General features: G+C 64.4%; 22 protein-coding genes. 11 read left to right on the top strand and 11 right to left on the bottom strand.

What is annotated here, in order from left to right; genetic code table 11:
* Window positions 1–20: 20 nt before the first annotated feature.
* Genes ACVW1C_RS13285 through ACVW1C_RS13275 form a run of 3 tightly spaced genes read right to left on the bottom strand, consistent with a single transcriptional unit; the run spans window position 21 to window position 1,249 of the window.
* A complete protein-coding gene (locus tag ACVW1C_RS13285; RefSeq protein ID WP_456758810.1) occupies window positions 21–485 on the bottom strand; it encodes an SRPBCC family protein in 465 nt (154 codons plus the stop codon).
* Entirely contained in the window at window positions 478–942 is a 465-nt protein-coding gene (locus ACVW1C_RS13280) for an SRPBCC family protein (RefSeq protein WP_456758809.1), read from the bottom strand. Before ACVW1C_RS13280 ends, ACVW1C_RS13285 begins: the two co-directional genes overlap by 8 nt.
* Window positions 935–1,249, bottom strand: a complete 315-nt coding sequence (locus ACVW1C_RS13275) for an ArsR/SmtB family transcription factor (RefSeq protein ID WP_456758808.1) — start codon at window positions 1,247–1,249, stop codon at window positions 935–937. Before ACVW1C_RS13275 ends, ACVW1C_RS13280 begins: the two co-directional genes overlap by 8 nt.
* Window positions 1,250–1,496: 247 nt before the next feature.
* Here ACVW1C_RS13275 and ACVW1C_RS13270 point away from each other — a divergent pair, with 247 nt between their 5' ends.
* Window positions 1,497–2,114 carry a LysE family translocator gene (locus ACVW1C_RS13270; protein WP_456758807.1) on the top strand — a complete coding sequence of 206 codons (618 nt, stop codon included), beginning with the start codon at window positions 1,497–1,499 and terminating at the stop codon, window positions 2,112–2,114.
* 140 nt (window positions 2,115–2,254) lie between these two features.
* Entirely contained in the window at window positions 2,255–4,042 is a 1,788-nt protein-coding gene (locus ACVW1C_RS13265; protein ID WP_456758806.1) for an adenylate/guanylate cyclase domain-containing protein, read from the top strand.
* A 39-nt stretch (window positions 4,043–4,081) separates the two neighbouring features.
* Here ACVW1C_RS13265 and ACVW1C_RS13260 read toward each other — a convergent pair whose 3' ends face one another.
* From ACVW1C_RS13260 to ACVW1C_RS13250, 3 genes are read right to left on the bottom strand one after another with little or no spacing between them, the layout of a single operon-like run.
* The gene (locus ACVW1C_RS13260) at window positions 4,082–5,032 is read right to left on the bottom strand and encodes an FAD binding domain-containing protein (RefSeq protein WP_456758805.1); all 951 of its coding nucleotides are present in this window, start codon (window positions 5,030–5,032) and stop codon (window positions 4,082–4,084) included.
* On the bottom strand, window positions 5,029–7,710 hold the full coding sequence (locus tag ACVW1C_RS13255) for a molybdopterin-dependent oxidoreductase (RefSeq protein ID WP_456758804.1): 2,682 nt from the start codon (window positions 7,708–7,710) through the stop codon (window positions 5,029–5,031). The genes ACVW1C_RS13260 and ACVW1C_RS13255 overlap by 4 nt, the downstream gene beginning before the upstream one ends.
* Window positions 7,707–8,381 (bottom strand): TetR/AcrR family transcriptional regulator, encoded by a 675-nt coding sequence (locus ACVW1C_RS13250; protein WP_456758803.1) that lies wholly within the window; start codon window positions 8,379–8,381, stop codon window positions 7,707–7,709. The genes ACVW1C_RS13255 and ACVW1C_RS13250 overlap by 4 nt, the downstream gene beginning before the upstream one ends.
* A gap of 179 nt (window positions 8,382–8,560) precedes the next feature.
* Here ACVW1C_RS13250 and ACVW1C_RS13245 point away from each other — a divergent pair, with 179 nt between their 5' ends.
* The 4 genes from ACVW1C_RS13245 (at window position 8,561) to ACVW1C_RS13230 (ending at window position 10,540) form a co-directional block, all read left to right on the top strand.
* Window positions 8,561–8,794: a DUF6894 family protein gene (locus ACVW1C_RS13245; RefSeq protein ID WP_456758802.1), complete on the top strand. Its 234-nt coding sequence runs from the start codon at window positions 8,561–8,563 to the stop codon at window positions 8,792–8,794.
* Between the two features lie 9 nt (window positions 8,795–8,803).
* The gene (locus ACVW1C_RS13240; protein ID WP_456758801.1) at window positions 8,804–8,980 is read left to right on the top strand and encodes a hypothetical protein; all 177 of its coding nucleotides are present in this window, start codon (window positions 8,804–8,806) and stop codon (window positions 8,978–8,980) included.
* Between the two features lie 206 nt (window positions 8,981–9,186).
* Window positions 9,187–10,350 carry a PepSY-associated TM helix domain-containing protein gene (locus tag ACVW1C_RS13235; RefSeq protein WP_456758800.1) on the top strand — a complete coding sequence of 388 codons (1,164 nt, stop codon included), beginning with the start codon at window positions 9,187–9,189 and terminating at the stop codon, window positions 10,348–10,350.
* Window positions 10,351–10,357: 7 nt separating this feature from the next.
* Complete coding sequence (locus tag ACVW1C_RS13230) at window positions 10,358–10,540, top strand: hypothetical protein (protein WP_176529339.1); 183 nt, start codon at window positions 10,358–10,360, stop codon at window positions 10,538–10,540.
* Window positions 10,541–10,949: 409 nt separating this feature from the next.
* On the opposite strand, the gene ACVW1C_RS13225 is transcribed toward ACVW1C_RS13230, so the two are convergent.
* Window positions 10,950–12,725 (bottom strand): adenylate/guanylate cyclase domain-containing protein, encoded by a 1,776-nt coding sequence (locus ACVW1C_RS13225; RefSeq protein WP_456758799.1) that lies wholly within the window; start codon window positions 12,723–12,725, stop codon window positions 10,950–10,952.
* A 97-nt stretch (window positions 12,726–12,822) separates the two neighbouring features.
* Window positions 12,823–13,620, bottom strand: a complete 798-nt coding sequence (locus tag ACVW1C_RS13220) for an N-formylglutamate amidohydrolase (RefSeq protein WP_456758798.1) — start codon at window positions 13,618–13,620, stop codon at window positions 12,823–12,825.
* Window positions 13,621–13,722: 102 nt separating this feature from the next.
* On the opposite strand from ACVW1C_RS13220, the gene ACVW1C_RS13215 reads away from it, so the two are divergent.
* The 3 genes from ACVW1C_RS13215 (at window position 13,723) to ACVW1C_RS13205 (ending at window position 15,980) form a co-directional block, all read left to right on the top strand.
* Complete coding sequence (locus tag ACVW1C_RS13215; RefSeq protein WP_456758797.1) at window positions 13,723–14,625, top strand: transglutaminase family protein; 903 nt, start codon at window positions 13,723–13,725, stop codon at window positions 14,623–14,625.
* A 2-nt stretch (window positions 14,626–14,627) separates the two neighbouring features.
* Window positions 14,628–15,440, top strand: a complete 813-nt coding sequence (locus ACVW1C_RS13210) for a transglutaminase-like domain-containing protein (RefSeq protein ID WP_456758796.1) — start codon at window positions 14,628–14,630, stop codon at window positions 15,438–15,440.
* Window positions 15,441–15,581: 141 nt separating this feature from the next.
* The gene (locus ACVW1C_RS13205) at window positions 15,582–15,980 is read left to right on the top strand and encodes a gamma-glutamylcyclotransferase family protein (protein WP_456758795.1); all 399 of its coding nucleotides are present in this window, start codon (window positions 15,582–15,584) and stop codon (window positions 15,978–15,980) included.
* A 5-nt stretch (window positions 15,981–15,985) separates the two neighbouring features.
* On the opposite strand, the gene ACVW1C_RS13200 is transcribed toward ACVW1C_RS13205, so the two are convergent.
* Window positions 15,986–16,540, bottom strand: coding sequence for a chlorite dismutase family protein (locus ACVW1C_RS13200; RefSeq protein WP_456758794.1), 555 nt, complete (start codon window positions 16,538–16,540; stop codon window positions 15,986–15,988).
* A gap of 209 nt (window positions 16,541–16,749) precedes the next feature.
* Between ACVW1C_RS13200 and dnaG the strand changes: the two genes are divergently transcribed.
* A complete protein-coding gene (gene dnaG, locus ACVW1C_RS13195; RefSeq protein WP_456758793.1) occupies window positions 16,750–18,771 on the top strand; it encodes a DNA primase in 2,022 nt (673 codons plus the stop codon).
* Between the two features lie 253 nt (window positions 18,772–19,024).
* The gene (rpoD, locus tag ACVW1C_RS13190; RefSeq protein ID WP_456758792.1) at window positions 19,025–21,157 is read left to right on the top strand and encodes an RNA polymerase sigma factor RpoD; all 2,133 of its coding nucleotides are present in this window, start codon (window positions 19,025–19,027) and stop codon (window positions 21,155–21,157) included.
* Between the two features lie 343 nt (window positions 21,158–21,500).
* Here the strand turns inward: rpoD and ACVW1C_RS13185 are convergent, their stop codons facing one another.
* Both ACVW1C_RS13185 and ACVW1C_RS13180 read right to left on the bottom strand, forming a co-directional pair.
* A complete protein-coding gene (locus ACVW1C_RS13185) occupies window positions 21,501–21,737 on the bottom strand; it encodes a hypothetical protein (protein WP_092124162.1) in 237 nt (78 codons plus the stop codon).
* A gap of 31 nt (window positions 21,738–21,768) precedes the next feature.
* Complete coding sequence (locus ACVW1C_RS13180; protein ID WP_456758791.1) at window positions 21,769–22,050, bottom strand: hypothetical protein; 282 nt, start codon at window positions 22,048–22,050, stop codon at window positions 21,769–21,771.
* Between the last annotated feature and the right edge of the window lie 19 nt (window positions 22,051–22,069).

Below are 22,069 nucleotides of genomic sequence, written 5' to 3'. Positions count from 1 at the left end.
CGATAGATTTTCATGGCAGGTCAGGCGCAGTCCAGCCCCAGGCTCTCGGGCGGAATCCTGAACACCTTGCCGGTCTCGAGCAGGCTCTTCAGGCCGGACAGGATCACAGGCCAACCGTTGGAGATGCCCTCGAACAGCTTGCTGCCCACGCCGAAGCCGTCATGCGTGACGGTCAGCTTCACGACCTTGCCGAACGGCTCGAGCGTGAAGACGACTTTGGTCGCCGGCTCCTTGCGTAGCTCGGGATCGGCCTCGTGCTTGAACGTGTAGGCGAGGCGGCGCGGCCGGTCGATCTCGAGAATCTCGCCGGTGTCGGTGACCTTGCCGTTCATCACCAGCGCCACTGGCGCGCCGATCGTCCAGTTGGACCTGACCTCGGTATCGAACCAGTATTGCTGGGTGAACTCGCTTGACGTCAGCGCGTCCCACAGCTTCTCCGGCGTGGTCTCGATGTAGGTGACGTAGACGAATTCGGGCTTAGGCATTGCTTGTCTCCTTCACGCCGCACGTGGGCAGGTCAGCCGGCAGTTCGCGCCCGGTCTCAAGGAAGCTCTTCAGGCTTGCAATGACCATCGGCCAGCCGCCGGAGATGTCGCGCAGCGTCTTCGGGCCGAGGTCGTCGTGCGTCACGGTCAGCTTGACGACTCCGCCGTGTGGTTCGACCTCGAAGGTCACGAGCGAGACCTGCTCGCGCGCGGCGCCTTCCTTCACCACGTCCCAGCTATAGGCGAGCTTGTTCGGCGGCTCGGCGATCAGCACCTCGCCCTGCACGCTGCATCGGCCGTCCTTGGTGAAATGGTAGGGCGAGCCGACCTTCCAGTCGGAGGTGACACGATAGCCGAACCAGAAGCGTTCGGTGAAGTCGCTCGATGTCAGCGCATGCCACAGCTTCTCGGCCGTGGTCTCGATATAGGTGACGTAGACGTAGTCCGGCTTACTCATCACGCTTCTCCAATTGTCTTTTCAATTCGCTGAGCGCGGCGAGCCTCCCGCGCTCGAACTTCCTGATCCACCGCTCGCCGATCTGATGGATCGGAACCGGGTTGAGGTAATGCAGCTTCTCGCGGCCATGCCTGATCGTGGTGACGAGGTTGGCCTCCTCGAGAATCACAAGGTGCTTGGTGACGGCCTGACGCGTCATGTCGAGGCCGTCGCAGAGCTCGCCGAGCGTCTGCCCGTTCTGATCGTGAAGCCGGTCAAGCAGCGTCCGCCGTGAGGCATCCGCGAGGGCTTTGAAGACTTCATCCATGAGGCAGATAATAGGCAACCAAATGGTTGCATGTCAAGAGCATGTGTTTGGGCCGCTTTTGCGACGGCAGGGACCTGCCGAGGGGCGATCGCAGTGCGGGTCTACATGCTGCACACTCGGCAGCGAGGTGCATGAGATCTGGAACGTCGCCGCGATGTCGTGCGGGTGACGACAGAAATGAGCAAGAACCGGTTTCCTCTGTCAGTTTCTACGTGCATAATTCGAGCTCAACTCAGAGAATTCCCCCATGTCCCTGCAAGCCTATTTCGCCTTCGTCGCCGCCTGCATTGCGCTGGCGCTGTTGCCCGGTCCGATCGTCACGATGGTGATCGCCAACGGGCTGCGCTACGGCACGCGCGCCGCGCTCACCAATGTGCTGGGCGCGCAGGTCGGGCTCGCGATCGTGATCGGCATCGTCGCGATCGGGCTGACCTCGCTGATGGCGACGATGGGCTACTGGTTCGACTGGGTGCGCTTCGCCGGCGCCGCCTATCTGGTCTGGCTCGGCATCAAGCTGATCCGCTCGCCGGTCGAGGGGGTCGGCACCGACGATCGGCCACCGCCGCCGCGCGGCGGCTTCTTCCTGCAGGGCTTTCTGGTGCTGCTCTCGAACCCGAAGGTGCTGGTGTTCTTCGGCGCCTTCATTCCGCAGTTCATGGACATGGACAAGCCGCACATTCCGCAGGTGGCGCTACTCGGCGTCACCTTCATGGCGACCGCCGTACTGACCGACGCCGCTTACGCGCTGGCGGCCGGCCGCGCCCGCAAATTCTTCTCCAAGGAGCGGACGCGGCTGATGTCGCGCATATCAGGCGGCTTCATGATCGGCGGCGGCATCTGGCTGGCGCTGACCCGGGCGCGGTAGAGCTGCCGGGCGACAGCCTCAAGATCGTCACGCCGCCAATTCCTGGCGTGCGCAACCTGCGGCGGACGTTTTGCTCTAGCCCGGGGGCCGTCAGCCATGCTTTGATCGGCGATGAAGATTAACCCGTCTGGGGACATGCCTTGGTCACCGACAGCATGGATCGGCGTCTGGCAGCGGTTCTGGCGGCGGATGTCGCCGGCTACAGCCGGCTGATGGGAATCGACGAGGAAGGCACCCTGGCCAAGCTGAAGTTGGTCAGGAGGACGCTGCTCGATCCAACGCTGGCTGCGCATCGTGGCCGCGTCGTCAAAACGACCGGCGACGGAATACTCGTCGAGTTCGCCAGCGCCGTCGATGCGGTGCGCAGTGCCGTTGAGGTGCAGCGTCGGATGGCCGATCAGAATGCTGCCGTGCCAGCGGAGCAGCGGCTCGAATTCCGCATCGGAGTCCATATCGGCGACATCATTTTTGATGACAACGATATCTTTGGCGATGGCGTCAACATCGCAGCGCGCCTCGAGGGGCTTGCCGAACCGGGTGGCATTTGCATTTCCGACGACGCGCAACGGCAGGTTCGCGGCAAGGTCGACGCGGCCTTCGAGGACGCAGGGCCGCAACTCCTGAAGAATATTGCGGAGCCAATCCGTGTTTGGAGGCTTCGCGTTGGAGACGCCGTCGCAGCCGGCACGGTCGCAAAACCCGCCTTCGCCGCCCCGGCCACCCCACCCGCGCTTGCCGAGAAGGCCTCCATCGCGGTGCTGCCGTTCCAGAACATGAGCGGCGATCCGGAGCAGGAATACTTCGCCGACGGTGTCGTCGAGGACATCATCACGGCGCTGTCGCGCTTCAGATCGCTGTTCGTGATCGCGCGCAATTCAAGCTTCACTTACAAGGGAAAGCCGGTCGACATCAAGCAGGTCGGGCGCGAGCTTGGCGTGCGATACGTGCTCGAAGGTTCGGTGCGCAAATCGAGCGGCCGCGTTCGGATCGCCGCACAACTGATCGAGGCCGGCGGCGGTGCGCATCTCTGGGCGGACAGATTCGACGGTGAGCTGAAGGACGTGTTCGACCTGCAGGACCAGGTCACCGCAAATGTCGTCAGCGTCATAGCGCCGAAAATCCAGCAGAGCGAGATCGAACGAAGCCGAAACAAGCCGACCGATCGTCTCGACAGCTACGACCTCTTCCTGAGAGGCGTTGCGGTATACGCAGACCGCTCCAAATGGGGCGCCGCCGAACTCGGCGATTGGTTCAGGAGGGCTTGCATGCTTGATCCGAACTACGCGGCCGCCCAGATCATGCTAGCCTATTCGTCGATGCTGAAACAGACCGCGCGTGGCACGCCGCTCGGCGCGGAGGAATTGGCGGAAGCGCTGCGGATCGCCGAACTCGCCTGCACGCTGTCCAGCGACGATCCGTTTGTGCTGGCGCGTGCGGCTCACATGTACGCCTATCTCGGTCACGACTACGATCGCGCCGAGACCATGATTGAAGAGGCGATCTCGCTCAATTCGAACGATGCGTCGGCGTGGGGATATCGCGGTTGGATTTCGCTCATGTGCGTCCAGCCGGCACGCGCGATCGAAAGTTTTGAGCGTAGGCTGCAGCTCAGCCCGATCGATCCCGGCCGGGCGTCGATGTGGAACGGAATCAGCTTCGCGCATTTCATGCTCGGTCAGTATGAGCAGGGCCGTGCGGCCGCCGCCAAGGCTCTCGTGATCGGCGAGGACGCACACACGCTCAGCGCATTGATCATGAATGAAGTCGGCGCGGGCCGGCTCGACGAGGCGCGCGCCATCGCCGGCCGCCTGCTCAAGCTGCGGCCTGATCTCCGCGCTTCCTTCGCGCGGCAGAATTTTCCGACCAGAACCGCCGAGTGGGGCGACCGCATGGTCGCGGTGCTGTGCGAAGCCGGCATTCCGGCATAGGAATTCCCGGATCAACGCGCTTCCTCCGCCGACGCGGTCTCAGGAGTGCGAAGGGGGCGACTGATCGTATGCGGCAACCCGCTCGACGACGTCGCGAACCAGGCCGGTCAGCAGCTCGAGCTTGTATCCCGTCATCGGCAGCGGCTTTGCCCCCGAAGCGGCGAGCTCGGCGGCTTGAGCAACGGTCGACGCATTGGCCGGCTGTCCCTGCAGCGCGGCAGCGCATGCCGTCAGCCGCAGCGGGACCGGGGCGATGCCGCCGGCCGTGATGTGGACCTCGCGGAACACGCCGCCTGATATCATGGCCCGCACGCAGATCTCGACCAGCGGCCATTCCGCGTGCGAACGGCTGATCGCGCGCTTGTAGAGCGCGCGCTCGCCGGCCAGCGGGGCAGGGAGCTCGATCCGCTCGATCCGTTCGCCCGATGCGAGCAGATTGTCGGCGGTGCCGTTGCTGCCGTCGCCGAGCAGATCTGAAATCGACAATCCGCTGCGCTGGTCTGTCGTGACCTTCGCGTCATAGGCCAGCAGCGCCATCGCCATGGTCGATGGATGCGGCGCCACGCAAGGGCCGAGATCGAACGCGACGTGATAGAGATGATTTCCTGCTCGCGCCGGACAGTCGGAGCCGCCCTTCTTGAGACAGCCGATCTGCGGATTGCGGAAGTACCAGCATCGCGAACGCTGGGCGAGGTTTCCGCCGAGCGTCGCCATGTGCCGGATCTGCGGCGTGGCGAGGCCCTGCGCGGCCGCAGCGATGCCGGGATAGGCTTGGGCGAGCCGCGCGTCGGATGCGATCGCAGCGATCGCGGTGAGGGCGCCGATGCGCGCCGCGCCGTCCGCGCCCCACGCGATCCCGATCGTATCGGGACTGGCGGTGAGATCGATGATCGATCCGCACGACAGGCCGCTGCGGCGGCGCTCCGACAGGTCGGTGCCGGCGGCGCGGAATTCGGGGGCGGTGATGACGTCTGCGGTTGCGACGCTCATGCGGCATCCCTCCCTTTCAGCGCGGCGACGATGCGGTCGGGCCGGATCGGAATCTCGGTGAGGCGGACGCCGATCGCGTCGTGGATTGCGTTGGCGACCGCGGCCGAGGTCGGCACCGTCGAAGCCTCGCCGATGCCGACGCTGTTGCCGAGTACATGGTCGAAGCCGGCTTCGTCGAAATGGAAATCGATCTCGGGCGTGTCGGCGATACCAGGGATGCGATAATCCTCCATCCCGGCGGTCAGGACGTTACCGCTGGTCGGATCGAGCTCGCGCGCCTCGTAGAGCGCGTAGCCGAGGCCCTGGATCACCGCGCCGCAGGCCTGGCTGCGTGCCAGCGCGGGCGCTGCGATCTTGCCGACCGCGATGCCGGTGTGCACGTTGAGCACGCGGACATGGCCGAGCCAGGTGTCGACCTCCACCTCGATCACCTGCACCGAGCTCGGCACGCCGGCGCCGACCGCGATGTTCGAGAAGCGGCGCATCATCCAGCCGAACACCATGCCCATCAGGCCGACTTCGCGCAGCGGCGAGCGGATGCCGGGCGCGGTGTTCTTGCCGTCCTCGCCGCGCGTCTCCGTCACGGCGATGTCGGGCGAGCGCGCGATCAGCTCGCGCCAGGGTGCGTTCGAGCCGGGCACAGGCTTTCGTGTCGCCTGTTCGAGGATCGCGGCCTTTAGCTTCCGCACCGCCTGCAGCGTCGGCGGCATCACCGAGGCGGTGACGCGGCTGCCGCCGGAGCCGGGCCCTTCTGGCAGCGACGAATCGCCGATCCGCACCTCGATGTCACCGGGTTCGAGATCGAACTCGCGCGCGATCGTGTCGGCGAGCACGCTGCGGGTGCCGGTGCCGATGTCCTGCGTCGCGGTGCTGGCGACGATCCGTCCGCCCTTGACCGCGATCTCGACCTTCACGTTGGGCTGCCAGAGATAGAGCCAGTAGCCGGTCGCCACGCCGATGCCGCGGCGATAGCGTCCATTCTGCGCCGGTTTTCGGTTGCGCCAGATCTCGAGCCCGGATGCCCAGTCGTAGAGCCGCTGGCGGTTGGGATCGGGATCCCAGCGCTTGCGCAGGGCGATTGGGTCGACGTTGAGCCGCAGCGCGGCCTCGTCGATCGCCTGCTCCACCGCGAACGCCATCGGCGGACCGCCGGGGCCGCGGAAGGCGGCGCCGGGCGGCAAATTGCTGATGACGTCGAAATCCGAAAGGTCCTTCGCCTCGGCCGGATAGATCAGCCGCGCCAGGCCCGCGATGGTCGAATTGGTCGCGGCCCCCGTATCGGCATGCGCGGTGACGGAGAGCGCCTTCAGGCCGCCCTGGTCGGAGGGCAGCAGCGCGACCTTCAACTCCGCGGCCGGACGATAACCGGCGACGGAGAGCTCTTCCTGCCGATCGTAGGCGACCCGCACCGGCGCTTTCGCCTCGCGCGCGAGTTCTATGGCGGCGATCGTCTCCACGCCCAGGCTCGCCTTCGAGCCGAAGCCGCCGCCGACGTGATCGGCGATCACGCGGACCTTGTCGTGATCGAGCTTGTAGCGCTTTGCGATCTGCTCCTTCAGGTGAAACACCTGCTGGGTCGAGGCGTGCAGGGTCAGCCGGTCGCCGTCGAAGCGCGCCACCGCGGCATGCGGCTCGAGGCATGCATGCTGTTGCGTGGCGGTGCGGAAGGTTGCTTCGACGAGCAGCCGGTTGTTGGCCTGGCGCGCCTCGTCGACCCAGGTGCGGGCCTTCCTGGCGCGCGTCGAGAACACCGCGGTCGGCCCGCGGATGTTCTGCTTCCATGGCGCCGGCCCGCCGGCCGCCTCCGAGACATTGCCGGCCCGCTTGCGGCTCGCCTTGTCGAACACCACAGGCGCGCCGTCCTTGCGCCCGGCGTCGAGCCCGACCACCGCGGGCAGCCGTTCGCTGGTCAGCTTGATCGCAGCCAGCGCGGCCAGCGCGGTCTTGCGGTCCCTTGCGGCGACCGCCGCAATCGGCTCGCCGACATAGCGCACGATACGGTCGTCGCTGAGCAGCGACACCGCGGCGACGCCGGCGATTGCGCGCGCCGGAGCCAGATCGAGCGCGGTGATGCGGGCATGCGCCTCGCGCGAGCGCAGGATCAGGCCTTCGAGCTGGCCGTCATGGTTGATGTCGACGGTGTATTTCGCCGCGCCCGTCACCTTGTCGCGCGCCTCGATCCGCGGCGCTGTGACATTGTCGCCGTCGAAGCGGCCGGCGCAGGCGTCCGCCACCGCACGGAAGATCCCGTCATAGGCGCCGCAGCGGCAGAGATGGCCCGACAGCGCCGCGCCGATCTCCTCGCGTGACGGCACGACCGTTCCCCTGGTCGCGCGCCAGCGGTCGCAGAACGCGGTCGCCTCCACGATGAAGCCCGGCGTGCAGAAGCCGCATTGCAGGGCGTCATGCGCCATGAACGCCTTCTGCACCGGATGCAGCCCAGCGGCGCCGATGGCCTCCACCGTCGTCACCGCTTTGCCGGCCGCGGCGTGCGCCGGCATCAGGCAGCTTGCCACCGGCGCGCCGTCGACCAGCACCGTGCAGGCGCCGCAGACGCCGGCACCGCAGACGAGCTTGGTGCCGGTGAGCTTGAGCTGGTCGCGCACGATGTCGATCAAGAGCGCATCGGGATCATCGGGCAGGGATTCGACGCGGCCGTTGACGGTCGTCGTGCTCATGGATGTCCTCCGCTTGTCCTGCGTGTCGGGTTTTTTCTGATTGCCGTCTTCTTGACGGGCGGCTTTGCGGATTTTGGCAAGGATTTCGTCACCGCGCCCGCGCAGAGCGTCCGCACCATCATGGCCATGTCCTTCAGGAACGCATCCGCCGGCTGCATCGCCGGATACTGCGACTTCGATGCGTACACCGACATTTCGACCAGCCGCGCGAATTCGGCCGGCGAGAGATCCTGCGGCAGCGCGAGCTGCTGCTTGCGCACGGTCCGTGCGATCGTCGCGACCATTCGCTCCGCATAGCGCGCGGCGTAGGTCTGGTAGAGGTCGCGCGCGTGCACGAGGTGTTCGGAATACAATTCCTCGAGATGCGGCGAGCCGTCCAGCGACGCGATCATGGTCGACATCCGCGCGGTCATGCCCGCGGCAAGAATGTCGCCGAGACTGCCGCCCGCCGTCTCTGCCTCGGCAATGGCCGTTTCCTCGGCCGCGATCGCGGACTCATGCATGCGCTCGATCACGGCGCGGAACAGCGCTTCCTTGGATTCGAAATGATGATAGAGCGCCTGCCGCGTCAGGCCGGCCGCCTCGGCGACCTGCTCGATCGAGGAGCGGCGAAAGCCGTGCCGGCGGAATACCAGCATGGTGGCATCGAGGATGCGGGTTTTCGGTCCCATTTGACGAATTTGACAAGTATAGGAGAACTGTCAAATCGCGATTTGGTGAGGGCGGCGGCGCGGCCTGGCGGCCGTGTCGCACTTGTGTGAGCCGCATCACGGATCGGCGCGCGCTGCCCGCGTAAGGCTTCGTCATGCAAGGGCGAGCCCGATCGCCCGGAGCTAGCGAGGATACGCAGATGGCTCAGGTCTATTTCCATTGCTCGAACACGCGCGGAGTGCTGATGGATCGCCGCGGCACCTCGGTGGCCAACCTCACCGAGGCCTGCGAGGCGGCAACCAGCATGATGCGATCCCTGGTCGCAACCGTCAGCATGGAAGACTGGCGTGACTGGGCCGTGCATGTCAGCGACGAGGCCGGCGAGGAGATCGTGATCCTGCCCTTCGCGTTCGTTCTCGGCAAACCGCACTGAGAGGAAGCCATGCTGTCGCTGCAGTCATTGCTACCTCTGCGCCGCGGCCTGAACGTGATCACGACCGGCTGGCAGAACTTGATCGAGCGAATGCGCGATCCCTACCGGCCCGAGCTGCACTACATGCGCGGACCGGGTCCCAAATGGCGTGCGAAGCATCCCGTCCACGCCGCGTCGGCCGGCTGAACGCGGAGATCCAATTTAGAACGATCCCAGGAAATCGCGCTGAAGGCCGAGACGCATCGTCGCAGTTCGCGGACGCTCTCGTTGCGTGATCGCAACATGACCGACGATAAGTCCAACACTGGACGGGTTCTAATCGCCGCGCGACCGCGTGCATTTCTCATCGTGTTAGTGACGGCAAGAATGGAGACTGGAATTAGGTAGCGAAGTTGACTGCGACGACCAAATCCCTGCGGCGATGGAGCGCCGTCCACAAATGGACCAGCCTGATCTGCACCTTGTTCATGCTGCTGCTCTGCATCACCGGCCTGCCGCTGATTTTCCACGACGAGATCGATGATCTCCTGCACAGCCAGGTCAAGCCGGCCGAGGCGCCCGCAGGTACGCCGCCGGCCAATCTGGATCATCTGCTCGCCAACGCGCTCGCGCGGGCGCCGGGCAAGGTGCCTCATTTCCTGATCTGGGATCGCAACGAGCCCGGCGCGATGTGGGTCAGCGTTGGCCCGACGATCGACGCCGATCCGACCAACAACCTCCTGATCCGGATGGATACGCATACCGGCGCCTATCTCGATTCCCCCGACGTGACCGGCCGCTTCACCTACATCATGCTGAAGCTGCACACCGACATGTTCGCGGGCTTGCCCGGCAAGTTGTTCCTTGGATTGATGGGGATCCTGTTCTGCGTCGCGATCATTTCCGGCATCGTCGTCTACGCGCCATCGATGCGAAAGCTGCGCTTCGGTGCCTACCGTGCGCGGCGGAGGCGCGTCGTGCGCTGGCTCGACGTCCACAATCTCGCCGGCATCCTGCTGGTGGCCTGGACGCTGGTCGTCGGCTTCACCGGCGTCATCAACACCTGGGCCGACCTCGTGCTCAAGATGTGGCAATTCGGCCAGCTCGCCGAAATGACCGCGCAGTATAAGGACCGGCCGGTGCCGTCGAAGCTGACCTCGCTGAACAGGGCCGTTGAGGTCGCCAGGCATGCAGTGCCTGGAATGACGCCGAGCTTCGTCGCGTTCCCGGGGACCCTGTTCAGCAGCAAGAGCCACTACGCGGTGTTCCTGCACGGCGATACGCCGCTGACCTCGCGGCTGCTGAAGCCCGCGCTGATCGATGCGGAAACCGGGACACTGACCGACAGCCGCGACATGCCCTGGTATGTGTCGACGCTTTACGTCTCACAGCCGCTGCATTTCGGCGATTACGGCGGCATGGCGCTCAAGATCGTCTGGGCGCTGCTCGACATCCTCACCACCTTCATCCTCGTCACCGGCGTGTATTTGTGGATGCGCCGGCGCAAGGCGGGCGTCAGCCAGGAACGCGCCATCGCCAACGCCGCCTCCATCGACAACCCCGCGCTCACCTCGTAACATCAGCATGGTCGCACATCGTTCATTGAGCCAGATCTTTGCCGCTCCGCTCGTCATCGCGATCGTCAGCACGGTGGGATTGATCAGCGCGCTGGTCGGCGACGGCTGGTGGGATGCCGTCTCCTGGGTGGCGCTCGGCCTGCCTGTGCTGCTCTATCTGCTGTTCATCTGGCGGCGCCGACCGAATTGATCGGAATATGCGCATCCCTGCGGTGTCTCAACTGCGGAGATGCGCGGGAAGTCGACCAGGAAATCGAGCAGGCAATCGCCGCCACGCAAGTGCCTGGCTGTGCGGCATCGCACCGGTGCGAGCACCGCAGATCATCTTCCATGGCTGTATCGGCTCGGCGGCGGTCGAGGCCGTGCGCAAATCCGGGGTCGCGGGGGGAGGGAGCCGCCGGGGAAAGCCAAGGCGCATGTCGCGCGTGCTCTGAAGAAGCCGCGGCTTTATCCCGGCGTACCAAGGCGGCTGTCCAGGTGGACAACCAGGTTGTGTAGCCAAGAACGTGAAGGCAAGGCGATGTCATGATGTCCCGCCGTTTCCGCTATGGGCAGAAACCGGTTTCAGCATTTCGACGGCGTTGTGAGACGACCGGCTTTCACTCCGGGAGCCCGGCCATGCGTAACGGGTTGACCAATGCGTCCAGGTCGCCTTGTCGGCGATACGGAAGCAGCTTGGCCCAGCGGGCCAAGCTAAAATTGGGGTGACCCGCCAGCAAATCGGTTGAGATAATACGCGCTTCATCTTGCCGGCCAAGATTCCAAAGTGCCGCGATGAGTGTCGATTGCGCGGTCAGCCAGAGCGGCCGCTGCTTCAGGACGCGGGAGGCAAGGTCGTGCGCTGCTGCGAAGTCTCCGAGATGAAATCTTGCGCGCGCTTCGTCGACCATGGATTCATTGCGCTCAATAGGACTGAGCCGTTGGGCGTGTTCCTCGTAGAGGACGGCTTTCCTGAAATTGCCGGCGTAACCATGATACATGCCCGCCATGTGATGGGCGTCAGAACTGCTGGGCACGAGGCCTATCGCCGCTTCTCCTGCTGTTATCGCCTCATCATGGCGACGCTGAAAGGTGCGAACATAGCCAATGACCAGATATGCTTCGCCGAAAGTAGGGTCAACGGCGAGGGCCCGATCAGCGCAATCCAGTGCGGCTTGATACGTTTCATCCTCATCTTTGGCCCAACCAAATCGGGCCTGGTCGGTCAGAGTAAGACCCAGGAGGTAGAGTGCCGGCATGAAGGCGGGATTGATCTCCAACGCTTCTTCTAGAAGCTTCCGAGCTTGTGCATGAGTCTGCCTTGCAAAATTAACGTATAGAGCTCGCCCCTTCAGAACATACTCATATGCTAGCGGACTGCCTGACCGCTTTCGCCATATCCTTGCGCGTTCGCCGACCGTTAGCTGCACTTCAAGCGCTTCAACAATCTCGCGTGTAATTCGGTCTTGAAGGTCGAACACGTCATCGAGTTCTCCATCAAAACGATCCGCCCAAAGGTGGCGGCCGTCTCGACTATCAATCAATTGCGCCGTCAACCTTATGCGATTGCCAAGCTTCCGAACGCTCCCTTCCAGCAGATAGCGAGCGCCTAGAATCTGCCCGATCTTGCGAATGTCCCTGTTCTGCCCCTTGAACGCGAAGCTCGAATTGCGAGCTATCACCATCAGCTCTTGAATCTTCGACAGGGTCGTGAGGACGTCTTCGGCGATCCCGTCTGCGAAATACTCTTGTTCGATGTCGCCGCTCATATTTTGAAACGGCAGCACCGCGATGGAGGGCTTTTGCGAAAGCGGGCGGACATGGCGTGGTGCGGTGGAAGTTGCAAGATGCGCAGTCGAGGCTTTGGCGCCGATTTTCATTCGCCAAGCACGTACCGGTTCAGCGATATTTTTCAGATTCTGATGGCCGATGTCTTCGAAGGCCGCATCGACCTTGCCCCGGATTTGCCGGTAAGCGTCGTCGGACAGGCATATGCCGCCCGGGTCGGCAACATTCTCCAACCGCGCGGCGATGTTGACGCCGTCGCCGAAGATGTCGTCGTTATCGATAATGATGTCGCCGACGTGAATGCCGATGCGAAACTCGATCCGCTGCTGTTGAGGTGCCGGGGCGTTCAGCTCCGCCATCCTGTTCTGAACCTCAACAGAACTGCGCACTGCATCGACGGCGCTGCCGAATTCGACGAGCATGCCGTCGCCGGTTGTCTTGACGATGCGGCCACGATGAGCGGCTATCGTTGGATCAATGAGATCCTTTCTGGCGGCCTTGAGTCGCGTGAGCGTGCCTTCTTCATCCGCTCCCATGAGGCGGCTGTAGCCGGCGACATCCGCCGCCAGCACTGCTGCCAGTCGTCTTTCCACTCGCTCGGGTGCCACGGAACTGTCCTAACTCGGAAGTTCAAGCCAGCCAATTAAAGCACGCCAGGTTGCCTCCGGGCTAGAGGCCGCACTCTCGCAGGCCCCGTTCGACGCGCTAGACCCGCGCTTCCGCGCGCAGTGTCGTCTCGATCTCGCCGAGGATGCGCGCCAGCCGCTCGGCCCATGCCGTCTCGCCGGCCTGGTCGGAGATCAGGTCCTGGCGGATCTCGATGCCGGAATTCATCAGGCCGCGCTTTTCGGCATGCACGGGGATCGTGTAGTCGGTCTCGTCGCTGACCGCATAGGGCTCGTTGTCGCCGACCACGAGATCGCCCTCGCTGCGCAGATGCTTCAGCAGCAGCGGCGGCAGTGCCTTGTCGCGGTGATAGAGCGTGCCGATGTGCCAGGGACGCGCGATGCCGGCATAGACCGGCGTGAAGCTGTGCAGCGACACCAGCACCGTCGGAATGCCCTGACGCGCACGTTTGTCGATGATCTCGTCGATGCGCTGGTGATAGGGATCGAAGATCTGCACGCGGCGCATCTCGGCGGCTTCGCGCGACAGGCCCTCATTGCCGGGAACGGTGGTGGCTTCGCTGATCAGCGGGACCGCGCTTGCGACATGCGGCGGACGATTGCAGTCGATCACGAGCCGCGAGTAGCGCTGCGCGATCAGGTGCGCGCCGAGCAGGTCGGAGAGCTGGGTTGCGACGCCGGCGATGCCGATGTCCCAGGCGATGTGCCGGACGAGCTCGCTTTCGGGCAGGCCGAGGTCGCCGAGCAGGGAGGGAATCAGCCTGCCATAATGATCGCAAGTCAGAAGGAACGGTGAGCGGCCGCCAGGATTATGTTCAAGAACCGGTGAAACATCGGTGTCTGTCAGCAGAAAGAACGGGCCACCGGCGTGATTCACGGGCTTTTTCCTCAACTTTGCCTATTCAAGGGGCATGCTGGTTTGGAATCAAGCAGCATTCTCTATAGATTTGGCGGCCCAAATCACGATGATTGTTTGAAGATGCCGCTCCTGACTATCCATCACAAGACCGTTTATCGCTATGCGCGCCCGGTGGCGTTCGGCGAACACCGCATCATGCTGCGCCCCCGCGACGGCCATGATCTGCGCGTGCTCGACAGCGCACTTGCGATCGACCCGCAGCCAATGTCGCTGCGCTGGATCCACGACGTGTTCGGCAACAGCGTCGCGATCGCCACCTTCGACGAGCGCGCCGACACGCTGTCGTTTGTCTCGACCGCGACGGTGGATCACAATCCGGCCGACAGGTTCGCGCTGACGCCGGACGACGCCGCCTACTTCTATCCGTTCCTCTACGATGATGAGGAATTCCCCGACCTGCAGCAGTTCATCACACCGCAATATGGCGACCCGAACTGCGAGCTGTCGGCCTGGGCGCGGCGCTTCCTCGATGTCGAGGCGCCGACCCTGACGTTCAAGATCCTGAGCGACATGACGCATGGCATCCGTGAGGCGTTCAGCTATCGCAAGCGCTTTGAGCATGGCACCCAGCATCCGCTGGATACGCTGCGGACGCAGTCCGGCACCTGCCGCGACTATGCGCTGTTCATGATCGAGGCGCTGCGCCGGCTTGGCATCGCCGCGCGCTTCGTCTCCGGCTACCTCGCGATGCCCACCGACAGCGCGCATGGCTATGTCGGCGGCGGTTCGACCCACGCCTGGGTGCAGGTCTATCTGCCGAGCGCCGGCTGGATCGAGTTCGATCCGACCAACGGCATCGTCGGCACGCGCGATCTGATCCGCGTCGCTGTCGCGCGCGATCCGCGCCAGGCGATCCCGCTGCACGGCGTCTATCTCGGCCCGACCGATGCCTTTCTGGACATGGACATCGACATCAAGGTCGTGTCGGTCGGCGAGAATGCGGCAGAGCGGGAGACGGCCTGACGATGCAGATCAAGGTCGGCTTCGAAATCACCTACACGGCTCCGCAGCCGACCCCGATGGTGATCATGCTGTCGATCCATCCGTCGCGCTACGCCGATATCGTCGGCACCGAGAGCATCTCGGCCGAGCCGGATGTCCCGATCGGCCTCTATCGCGACGGCTTTGGCAATGTCTGCGGGCGTCTGGTGGCGCCTAGCGGTGGCGTCACCTTCCGCGGCAGCGCGCTGGTGCGGGATTCCGGGTTGCCCGATGTCGTCAATCCGGCGGCGCAGCAGGTTCCGATCGAGCAGCTGCCTGACGACATGCTGCTCTATCTGATGCCGAGCCGCTATTGCGAGACCGACAAGCTGACCGATATCGCCTGGTCGCTGTTCGGCAACACGCCGCAGGGGTGGGCGCGGGTGCAGGCGATCACCGATTTCGTGCACCACCACGTGACGTTCGGCTACGAGCACGCCCATCACATGAAGTCGGCGCATGACGTCTACGAAGGCCGCGCCGGCGTCTGCCGCGACTTCGCACATCTGGCGCTCACCTTCTGCCGCTGCATGGGCATTCCGGCGCGCTACTGCACCGGTTATCTCGGCGACATCGGCGTGCCGCCTGATCCCGCGCCGATGGATTTTTCCGGCTGGTTCGAAGTCTATCTGTCGGGCCAGTGGTACACGTTCGATGCCCGCCACAACACGCCGCGGATCGGCCGCATCCTGATGGCGACCGGCCGCGACGCTGCCGACGTCGCGCTCACCACGAGCTTCGGCCGCATGACACTGACGAAGTTCGTCGTGGTGACCGATGAGGTGGCGACGGCTTGATTCTTCCCAACCATTCCGTCATTCAGGGCTCGCAGCTTTGCAGCGCTTCCCGTCGTCCCTGCTTTCGCAGGGACGACAGCGAGTGTGAGGCGCAGCTTGTGAGTTATACTGCCCCATTCTGCCGGAATGACAAGTAAGCTCATGATCTCCGACCTTCTCTTCGTCTACGGCACGCTGATGCGCGGCTTCGATCATCCGATGGCCAAGCTGCTCGCAGGCAATGCCGAATTCCTCGGGCCGGCGCGGTGCCGCGGCCGGCTCTATCTCGTGAAGCATTATCCGGGTCTCGTCGCGTCGGATGATCCCGCCGACATCGTGCACGGCGAATTGTTCCGCCTGCGCGAGCGCGAAGCCATGCTCCGCGAATTCGACATGTACGAAGCCTGCGGCGAGGGCTTTCCGCCGCCGACCGAATATGTCCGCGAGATGCTTGCTGTCACGCTTGCCGACGGCAGCGTGAGGGAGGCGTGGACCTACCTCTACAATTGGCCGGTCACCGAGCTGCCGCGGATCGCGTCAGGAAGGTTTCTCGAGCACTGACTGCTTCAGACTTCCCGCTCGACCCGGATGTCGACCTCGCGCTCGACATAGCTCCATTCCTCGGTCGCGCGCAGCATGCCGACCAACTCGTCAAACAGGGCGACATGCTCGGGGGCGAATTCGAACCAGGTCAGGAAGTCGAATGGCATGCCGAGATCGCGGCTGTGAAACAGCTGGCGGGCGATGGCGGGGAGGAATTTCAAGGTGCCGGCGATATGGTGCGACTTGTCCTCGAAGATCTCGCGGCGCTGCTCCTGCGTCAGCTCCCACCACGCCGCGGATTTCCTGATCGGGATCAGCGCCGCATGCGTTGCCTCGCTGCGGCCGAGCCCGGCCTGCACGGCGGCAAGCTTCTCGCGCTCTTCCTTCTCAGTGTAGCGCAGATAGCTGGCAACGCCGGCGAGCCGCCAGGAGGTCTGCGCCGGCAGCAGCGGCAGCGCGATCGACTCGCTCGCAACGATCGACAACGCCGCGACCTTCGGCAGCGTCTCGCCCTTCACCCGCGTGATGGACGTGACCTGCCAGCCGCCGCTCTGTCCGCCCCTGAATGTCGTGAACATGGCGCTATCCAATCCCGGAAGCGGGGAGGGGGCAAGCTTGCCGTGCGGGCTCTCCACCGTGGATTCGGGGGTAGCCCGCTCGACGGAGCTGCGACGGAAAGGCCTGTGAATAGCCCGGAAAAGCCCCACATTGTTCGGCATGCCCGGCCGTGCCGCTATATGGCTAACCGGTTGTCCCTGATTCGCCGCCCGAGCCCAGAATCACCCTGATGCGTTTCACGCCCGAATTCCTCGATGAGCTGCGCGCCCGGCTTCCGGTCTCGGAAGTCGTGGGCCGGCGCGTCAAGCTCAAGAAGGCCGGGCGGGAGTGGAAGGGGCTGTCGCCGTTCCAGCAGGAGAAGACGCCGTCGTTCTTCGTCAACGACCAGAAGCAGGCCTGGTTCGACTTCTCGTCCGGGCTGAACGGCAACATCTTCGACTTCCTGATGAAGACCGAGGGCGTGACTTTCCCCGAGGCGGTGGAACGTCTCGCGGCGATGGCGGGTGTCCCGCTGCCGGCCGTAACGCCCGATGCGGCGCGCCACGAACAGCATCGCCGCACCCTGCATGACGTGATGGAACTGGCGACGAAATTCTTCGCCGACACGCTGGCCTCGCGGGGCGGCGCCAAGGCGCGCGGCTATCTCGCCGACCGCAGCATCTCGCCGGCGACCCAGCTCCAGTTCCGGATGGGCTATGCGCCGCCGGATCGCTTTGCGCTGAAGGAGCATCTCGGCGCGTTAGGCATCTCCACCGAGGACATGGTGGAGGCAGGGCTTCTGGTGTCCGGCGAGGACAAGCCGGTGCCGTTCGATCGCTTCCGCGACCGCGTCATGTTCCCGATCACGGATGGCCGCGGCCGCGTCATCGCTTTCGGCGGCCGCGCGCTGGAGAAGGACGTTCCGGCCAAGTATCTGAACTCGCCGGAAACCCCGCTGTTTCACAAGGGCGACAATCTCTACAATTTGTTCACCGCGCGCCAGGCCGCGCATGACGGCGCGCCGCTGATCGTCGTCGAGGGCTATGTCGACGTCATCGCCATGGTCACCTCGGGCTTTCCCGGCGCCGTCGCGCCGCTCGGCACCGCGCTAACCGAGAACCAGCTGGCGCTGCTCTGGAAGATGGTGGACGAGCCGATCCTCTGCTTCGATGGCGACCGCGCCGGCCAGAAGGCCGCCTATCGCGCCGCCGACCTTGCCTTGCCCCAGCTCAAGCCGGGAAAGAGCCTGCGTATTGCGCTGCTGCCGGAAGGGCAGGACCCCGACGATCTCGCGCGCTCCGGCGGCCGCGGCGCGATCGAGGATGTGATCGGCGCCGCGAGGCCGCTCGCCGAAATGATCTGGTCGCGCGAGATCGAGGGCGGCAATTTCGACACCCCAGAGCGCCGCGCAGCACTGGAGGCGCGGATCGGCGAGCTCACCAATGGCATCCGCGACGAGGTGGTGCGCCGTTATTATCGGCAGGACCTGCAAGAGCGGCTGCAACGCAACTTTGCCCCGGAGGGGGGACGCGGCGGTTACGGCCGCGGCGGCTACGGCAACAGGGGCAATTTCGGCGGCGGACGCGGCGGCGAATCACCCCGCCAGTTTGCCCCCCGCGGCCCCGGCCAAGGTCGCCAAGCCGGCCGGTTCGGCGCCAGCGGCGGCGCCACCCCCGGGTTTTCACGGGGCCCCTATCAGGCCGCGAGCCAGCAACTGGCCAACAGCCCGATCATGCGCGGCCAGCGCAGCGCGATCTCGAGCCGCGAGGCGCTGATCCTGCAATCCCTGATCAATCACCCCTGGCTGCTGCACGACCATCTCGAGGAGGTGGCGGCGCTGGAACTCGCCCATCCCGAGGCCCACAAGCTGCGGGCTGCCATCATTGCGGCCTTTGCCCACGACCATCACCATTCCCCTGATGTCGAGGAGCAGGCCGAAAAGATGCGGGCCGACCTTGAAGCAGGCGGATTATCGCAGATTCTTCAAAGGGTTGAGCGGGCGATCACAACCCAGGCGGTTTGGGGGGCGCAGATCGGCGCCGCGCGCGAGGATGTTTTATCGACCTGGCGTCAACTCGTTGCCTTGCATCAGAAAACCCACGCCTTACTTAGGGAAAGAAAAGATGCGGAAGCGGCTTTGGCTGAAGACTCCAGCGAGGCCAATCTGGCATGGTTGCAGGATATCCAGGCCCGGATGGCAGAAGCCGATGGGACCGAAGCCCTGATTGAAGGGTTCGGCGAATTATCGGGCCGGTTCCAGCGTAATGTCTGATAACAAAAATGCTGCGGACGGCGCTGGCCGCACCCGCAAAAAGACTCGCCAAATCCATGGTTTGGCTGCAAAAACAGGGTTAAGCGAAACTTAATAGCCTCGCGGCTATTTCAAGATGGAAACCGTCGAGACGGATGACAGGGGTGGCGATAGTGTGCGCCGCCCTTTGTGCGTCGAGAGAGTAAATCTAGATTTCGTGCGGATGCGCGTGCGTGGCGCCATCTGGCATGACCGCGTTTCGGGAGCTTAGTGAATGGCCACCAAGGCAAAGACGCTGCAGGTTAAGGACAAGGAAAAAGACGACAAGGCAGCGGATGCTCCTGAGAAGGATGCCGCTGACGCGCCGTCGCCGTTGCTCGACCTGTCGGATGCCGCGGTGAAGAAGATGATCAAGCAGGCCAAGAAGCGCGGCTTCGTGACCTTCGATCAGCTCAACGAAGTGCTGCCCTCCGACACGACCTCGCCCGAACAGATCGAAGACATCATGTCGATGCTCTCGGACATGGGCATCAATGTCACCGAGGCGGATGACAGCGAAGGCGAGGACGAGAAGGACGACGGCGACGACGAGACCGACAACGAGCTCGTCGAGGTCACGCAGAAGGCCGTCACCGAGGTCAAGAAGTCGGAGCCGGGCGAGCGCACCGACGATCCAGTGCGCATGTATCTGCGCGAGATGGGCACGGTGGAATTGCTCTCCCGCGAGGGCGAAATCGCCATTGCAAAACGCATCGAGGCCGGCCGCGAGGCGATGATCGCGGGCCTCTGCGAAAGCCCGCTGACCTTCCAGGCCATCATCATCTGGCGCGACGAGCTCAACGAAGGAAAGATCTTCCTTCGCGACATCATCGATCTCGAAGCCACCTATGCCGGCCCCGAGTCGAAGGGCGGCATCAATCCGAATCTGATCGGCAACAACGGCGCCGAGGGCGCCGCCGCTGAAGGCAATGGCGGCGATGTGCAGGCCGGCGCGCCGGCCCATGTCGCGCCGCCCGCGGCGCCGCCGGCGCCGACCCCGTTCCGCGCCGCGCCCGCCGGTGGCGAAGCCGGCGTTGAGGAGAAGGATCCGGCCGAAGCCGCCGCCGAAGGCGACATGGACGACGACGAGTTCGAGAACCAGATGTCGCTCGCTGCCATCGAGGCCGAGCTGAAGCCGAAGGTGGTCGAGACCTTCGACAAGATCGCGTCCGAATACAAGAAGCTGCGCCGCCTGCAGGAGCAGGACATCGCCAACCAGCTGCAGAGCGAGTCGCTGTCGCCCTCGCAGGAGCGCAAGTACAAGAAGCTGAAGGACGAGATCATCGTCGAGGTGAAGTCGCTGCGCCTCAACCAGGCCCGCATCGATTCACTGGTCGAGCAGCTCTACGACATCAACAAGAAGCTGGTCTCGTTCGAGGGCCGCCTGCTGCGCCTCGGCGACAGCCACGGCGTCGCGCGCGAGGATTTCCTGCGCAACTACCAGGGCTCGGAGCTTGATCCGCGCTGGCTCAACCGCGTCTCCAAGTTGTCGGCCAAGGGCTGGAAGAACTTCGTCCATCACGAGAAGGACCGCATCAAGGATTTGCGCCACGAGATCCAGTCGCTGGCGGCGCTGACCGGGCTTGAGATCGGCGAATTCCGCAAGATCGTGCACGGCGTGCAGAAGGGCGAGCGCGAGGCCCGTCAGGCCAAGAAGGAGATGGTGGAAGCCAACCTCCGTCTCGTGATCTCGATCGCCAAGAAGTACACCAACCGCGGCCTGCAATTCCTCGACCTGATCCAGGAAGGCAATATCGGCCTGATGAAGGCGGTCGATAAGTTTGAATATCGCCGCGGCTACAAGTTCTCGACCTACGCCACCTGGTGGATTCGGCAGGCGATCACCCGCTCGATCGCCGACCAGGCCCGCACCATCCGCATCCCCGTGCACATGATCGAGACGATCAACAAGATCGTCCGCACCTCGCGCCAGATGCTGAACGAGATCGGCCGCGAGCCGACCCCGGAAGAGCTCGCCGAGAAGCTCGGCATGCCCTTGGAGAAGGTCCGCAAGGTCCTCAAGATCGCCAAGGAGCCGCTGTCGCTCGAAACTCCCGTTGGTGACGAGGAGGATTCGCATCTCGGCGATTTCATCGAGGACAAGAACGCGATCCTGCCGATCGACGCGGCGATCCAGTCGAACCTGCGCGAGACCACGACGCGCGTGCTGGCCTCGCTCACCCCGCGCGAGGAGCGCGTGCTGCGCATGCGCTTCGGCATCGGCATGAACACCGACCACACGCTGGAAGAAGTCGGCCAGCAGTTCTCGGTGACGAGAGAGCGCATCCGCCAGATCGAAGCCAAGGCGCTGCGCAAGCTGAAGCACCCGTCACGGTCGCGGAAGCTGCGGTCGTTCCTCGATAACTAATGCCGTCATTGCCGGGCTTGACCCGGCATCCATCGAGACAAAAAGCGGCGGGCAAAGGCCCGCTGTTTTCATTGGTAGAGATCCCGCAAAATTCTCAACGCCAGCGCCCGGGGCCACCCCTCTCCCCAACCCTCCCCCGCAAGGGGGGAGGGAGCCTGACGAGCGTGCCTACATGACATCAGAGCGCACGATGCGTTTCGCATCTTGTGCGAAGCCTGAAGATTGATGGCGAGTGAGTAAGGCACCGGTGGAAGGGTTCCCTCCCCCCCTTGCGGGGGAGGGTTAGGGAGAGGGGTGCCGCTTGCTCCGCTGCTGATGGGGCGCGAAAACTTCGCGCGCGCCGCTACTTCTTCTTGGCGCCGACGCGCTCGATGGTCTTGATCTCGAGCGGCGGGCGGCCGCCCTTTTCGGCGATCTCGCGGTCCTGCTCGCGCAGGAAGGCGCGCGCCGGCTCGTCGCCGTCCAGCCCGCCCAGCAGCTCCGAGGGCACGCGGCGGTTCGAGCGCTGCGAGCCGTCTTCATAGAAGACGTTGAAGAAGGCAAATTCGCCTTTGGGATTGGTCCCGGGTTTTTTCGGCATGGGCGGCTTGTCCCCGATCAGGCCGCCGCTGTCAAAGCAAATTACCTGCCGCTCGTGCCGATCTGCCCTGCATGATTCGGCGGCGGAGAGCCCTTGCGCCGTAAATATGAGGCCCGCGCCTCAGCCCTCGAACAGCACGAACGCCGCCCACGCGCTCGCGCGGCGCAGCTTCGCTGACGCCGCGCCCGGTCAGCATCTCGACCGGCGCGCCGCGCGCGCGGGCGAGCTTGGCGATCGCCTCGATCTCGGTCTTCGTGCCGGGCAGGGGCATCGGCCCGGGCTGGCCGTATTCGAGGCCGCCGGCGAGCAGCATCGCCCCGTCCGGTCGAGGC

This window comes from Bradyrhizobium sp. USDA 4011, assembly GCF_054063415.1.
Note: the sequence above shows the minus strand (reverse complement) of the source record. Positions and strands in the feature narration are given on the sequence as shown.

Excerpts from the sequence above, each read along its gene's own strand:
- ACVW1C_RS13285 (WP_456758810.1), bottom strand. The coding sequence starts at position 485 with ATGCCTAAGCCCGAATTCGTCTACGTCACCTACATCGAGACCACGCCG.
- ACVW1C_RS13280 (WP_456758809.1), bottom strand. The coding sequence starts at position 942 with ATGAGTAAGCCGGACTACGTCTACGTCACCTATATCGAGACCACGGCC.
- ACVW1C_RS13275 (WP_456758808.1), bottom strand. The coding sequence starts at position 1,249 with ATGGATGAAGTCTTCAAAGCCCTCGCGGATGCCTCACGGCGGACGCTG.
- ACVW1C_RS13270 (WP_456758807.1), top strand. The coding sequence starts at position 1,497 with ATGTCCCTGCAAGCCTATTTCGCCTTCGTCGCCGCCTGCATTGCGCTG.
- ACVW1C_RS13260 (WP_456758805.1), bottom strand. The coding sequence starts at position 5,032 with ATGAGCGTCGCAACCGCAGACGTCATCACCGCCCCCGAATTCCGCGCC.
- ACVW1C_RS13255 (WP_456758804.1), bottom strand. The coding sequence starts at position 7,710 with ATGAGCACGACGACCGTCAACGGCCGCGTCGAATCCCTGCCCGATGAT.
- ACVW1C_RS13250 (WP_456758803.1), bottom strand. The coding sequence starts at position 8,381 with ATGGGACCGAAAACCCGCATCCTCGATGCCACCATGCTGGTATTCCGC.
- ACVW1C_RS13245 (WP_456758802.1), top strand. The coding sequence starts at position 8,561 with ATGGCTCAGGTCTATTTCCATTGCTCGAACACGCGCGGAGTGCTGATG.
- ACVW1C_RS13240 (WP_456758801.1), top strand. The coding sequence starts at position 8,804 with ATGCTGTCGCTGCAGTCATTGCTACCTCTGCGCCGCGGCCTGAACGTG.
- ACVW1C_RS13230 (WP_176529339.1), top strand. The coding sequence starts at position 10,358 with ATGGTCGCACATCGTTCATTGAGCCAGATCTTTGCCGCTCCGCTCGTC.
- ACVW1C_RS13215 (WP_456758797.1), top strand. The coding sequence starts at position 13,723 with ATGCCGCTCCTGACTATCCATCACAAGACCGTTTATCGCTATGCGCGC.
- ACVW1C_RS13210 (WP_456758796.1), top strand. The coding sequence starts at position 14,628 with ATGCAGATCAAGGTCGGCTTCGAAATCACCTACACGGCTCCGCAGCCG.
- ACVW1C_RS13205 (WP_456758795.1), top strand. The coding sequence starts at position 15,582 with ATGATCTCCGACCTTCTCTTCGTCTACGGCACGCTGATGCGCGGCTTC.
- ACVW1C_RS13200 (WP_456758794.1), bottom strand. The coding sequence starts at position 16,540 with ATGTTCACGACATTCAGGGGCGGACAGAGCGGCGGCTGGCAGGTCACG.
- dnaG (WP_456758793.1), top strand. The coding sequence starts at position 16,750 with ATGCGTTTCACGCCCGAATTCCTCGATGAGCTGCGCGCCCGGCTTCCG.
- rpoD (WP_456758792.1), top strand. The coding sequence starts at position 19,025 with ATGGCCACCAAGGCAAAGACGCTGCAGGTTAAGGACAAGGAAAAAGAC.
- ACVW1C_RS13185 (WP_092124162.1), bottom strand. The coding sequence starts at position 21,737 with ATGCCGAAAAAACCCGGGACCAATCCCAAAGGCGAATTTGCCTTCTTC.
- ACVW1C_RS13180 (WP_456758791.1), bottom strand. The coding sequence starts at position 22,050 with ATGCTGCTCGCCGGCGGCCTCGAATACGGCCAGCCCGGGCCGATGCCC.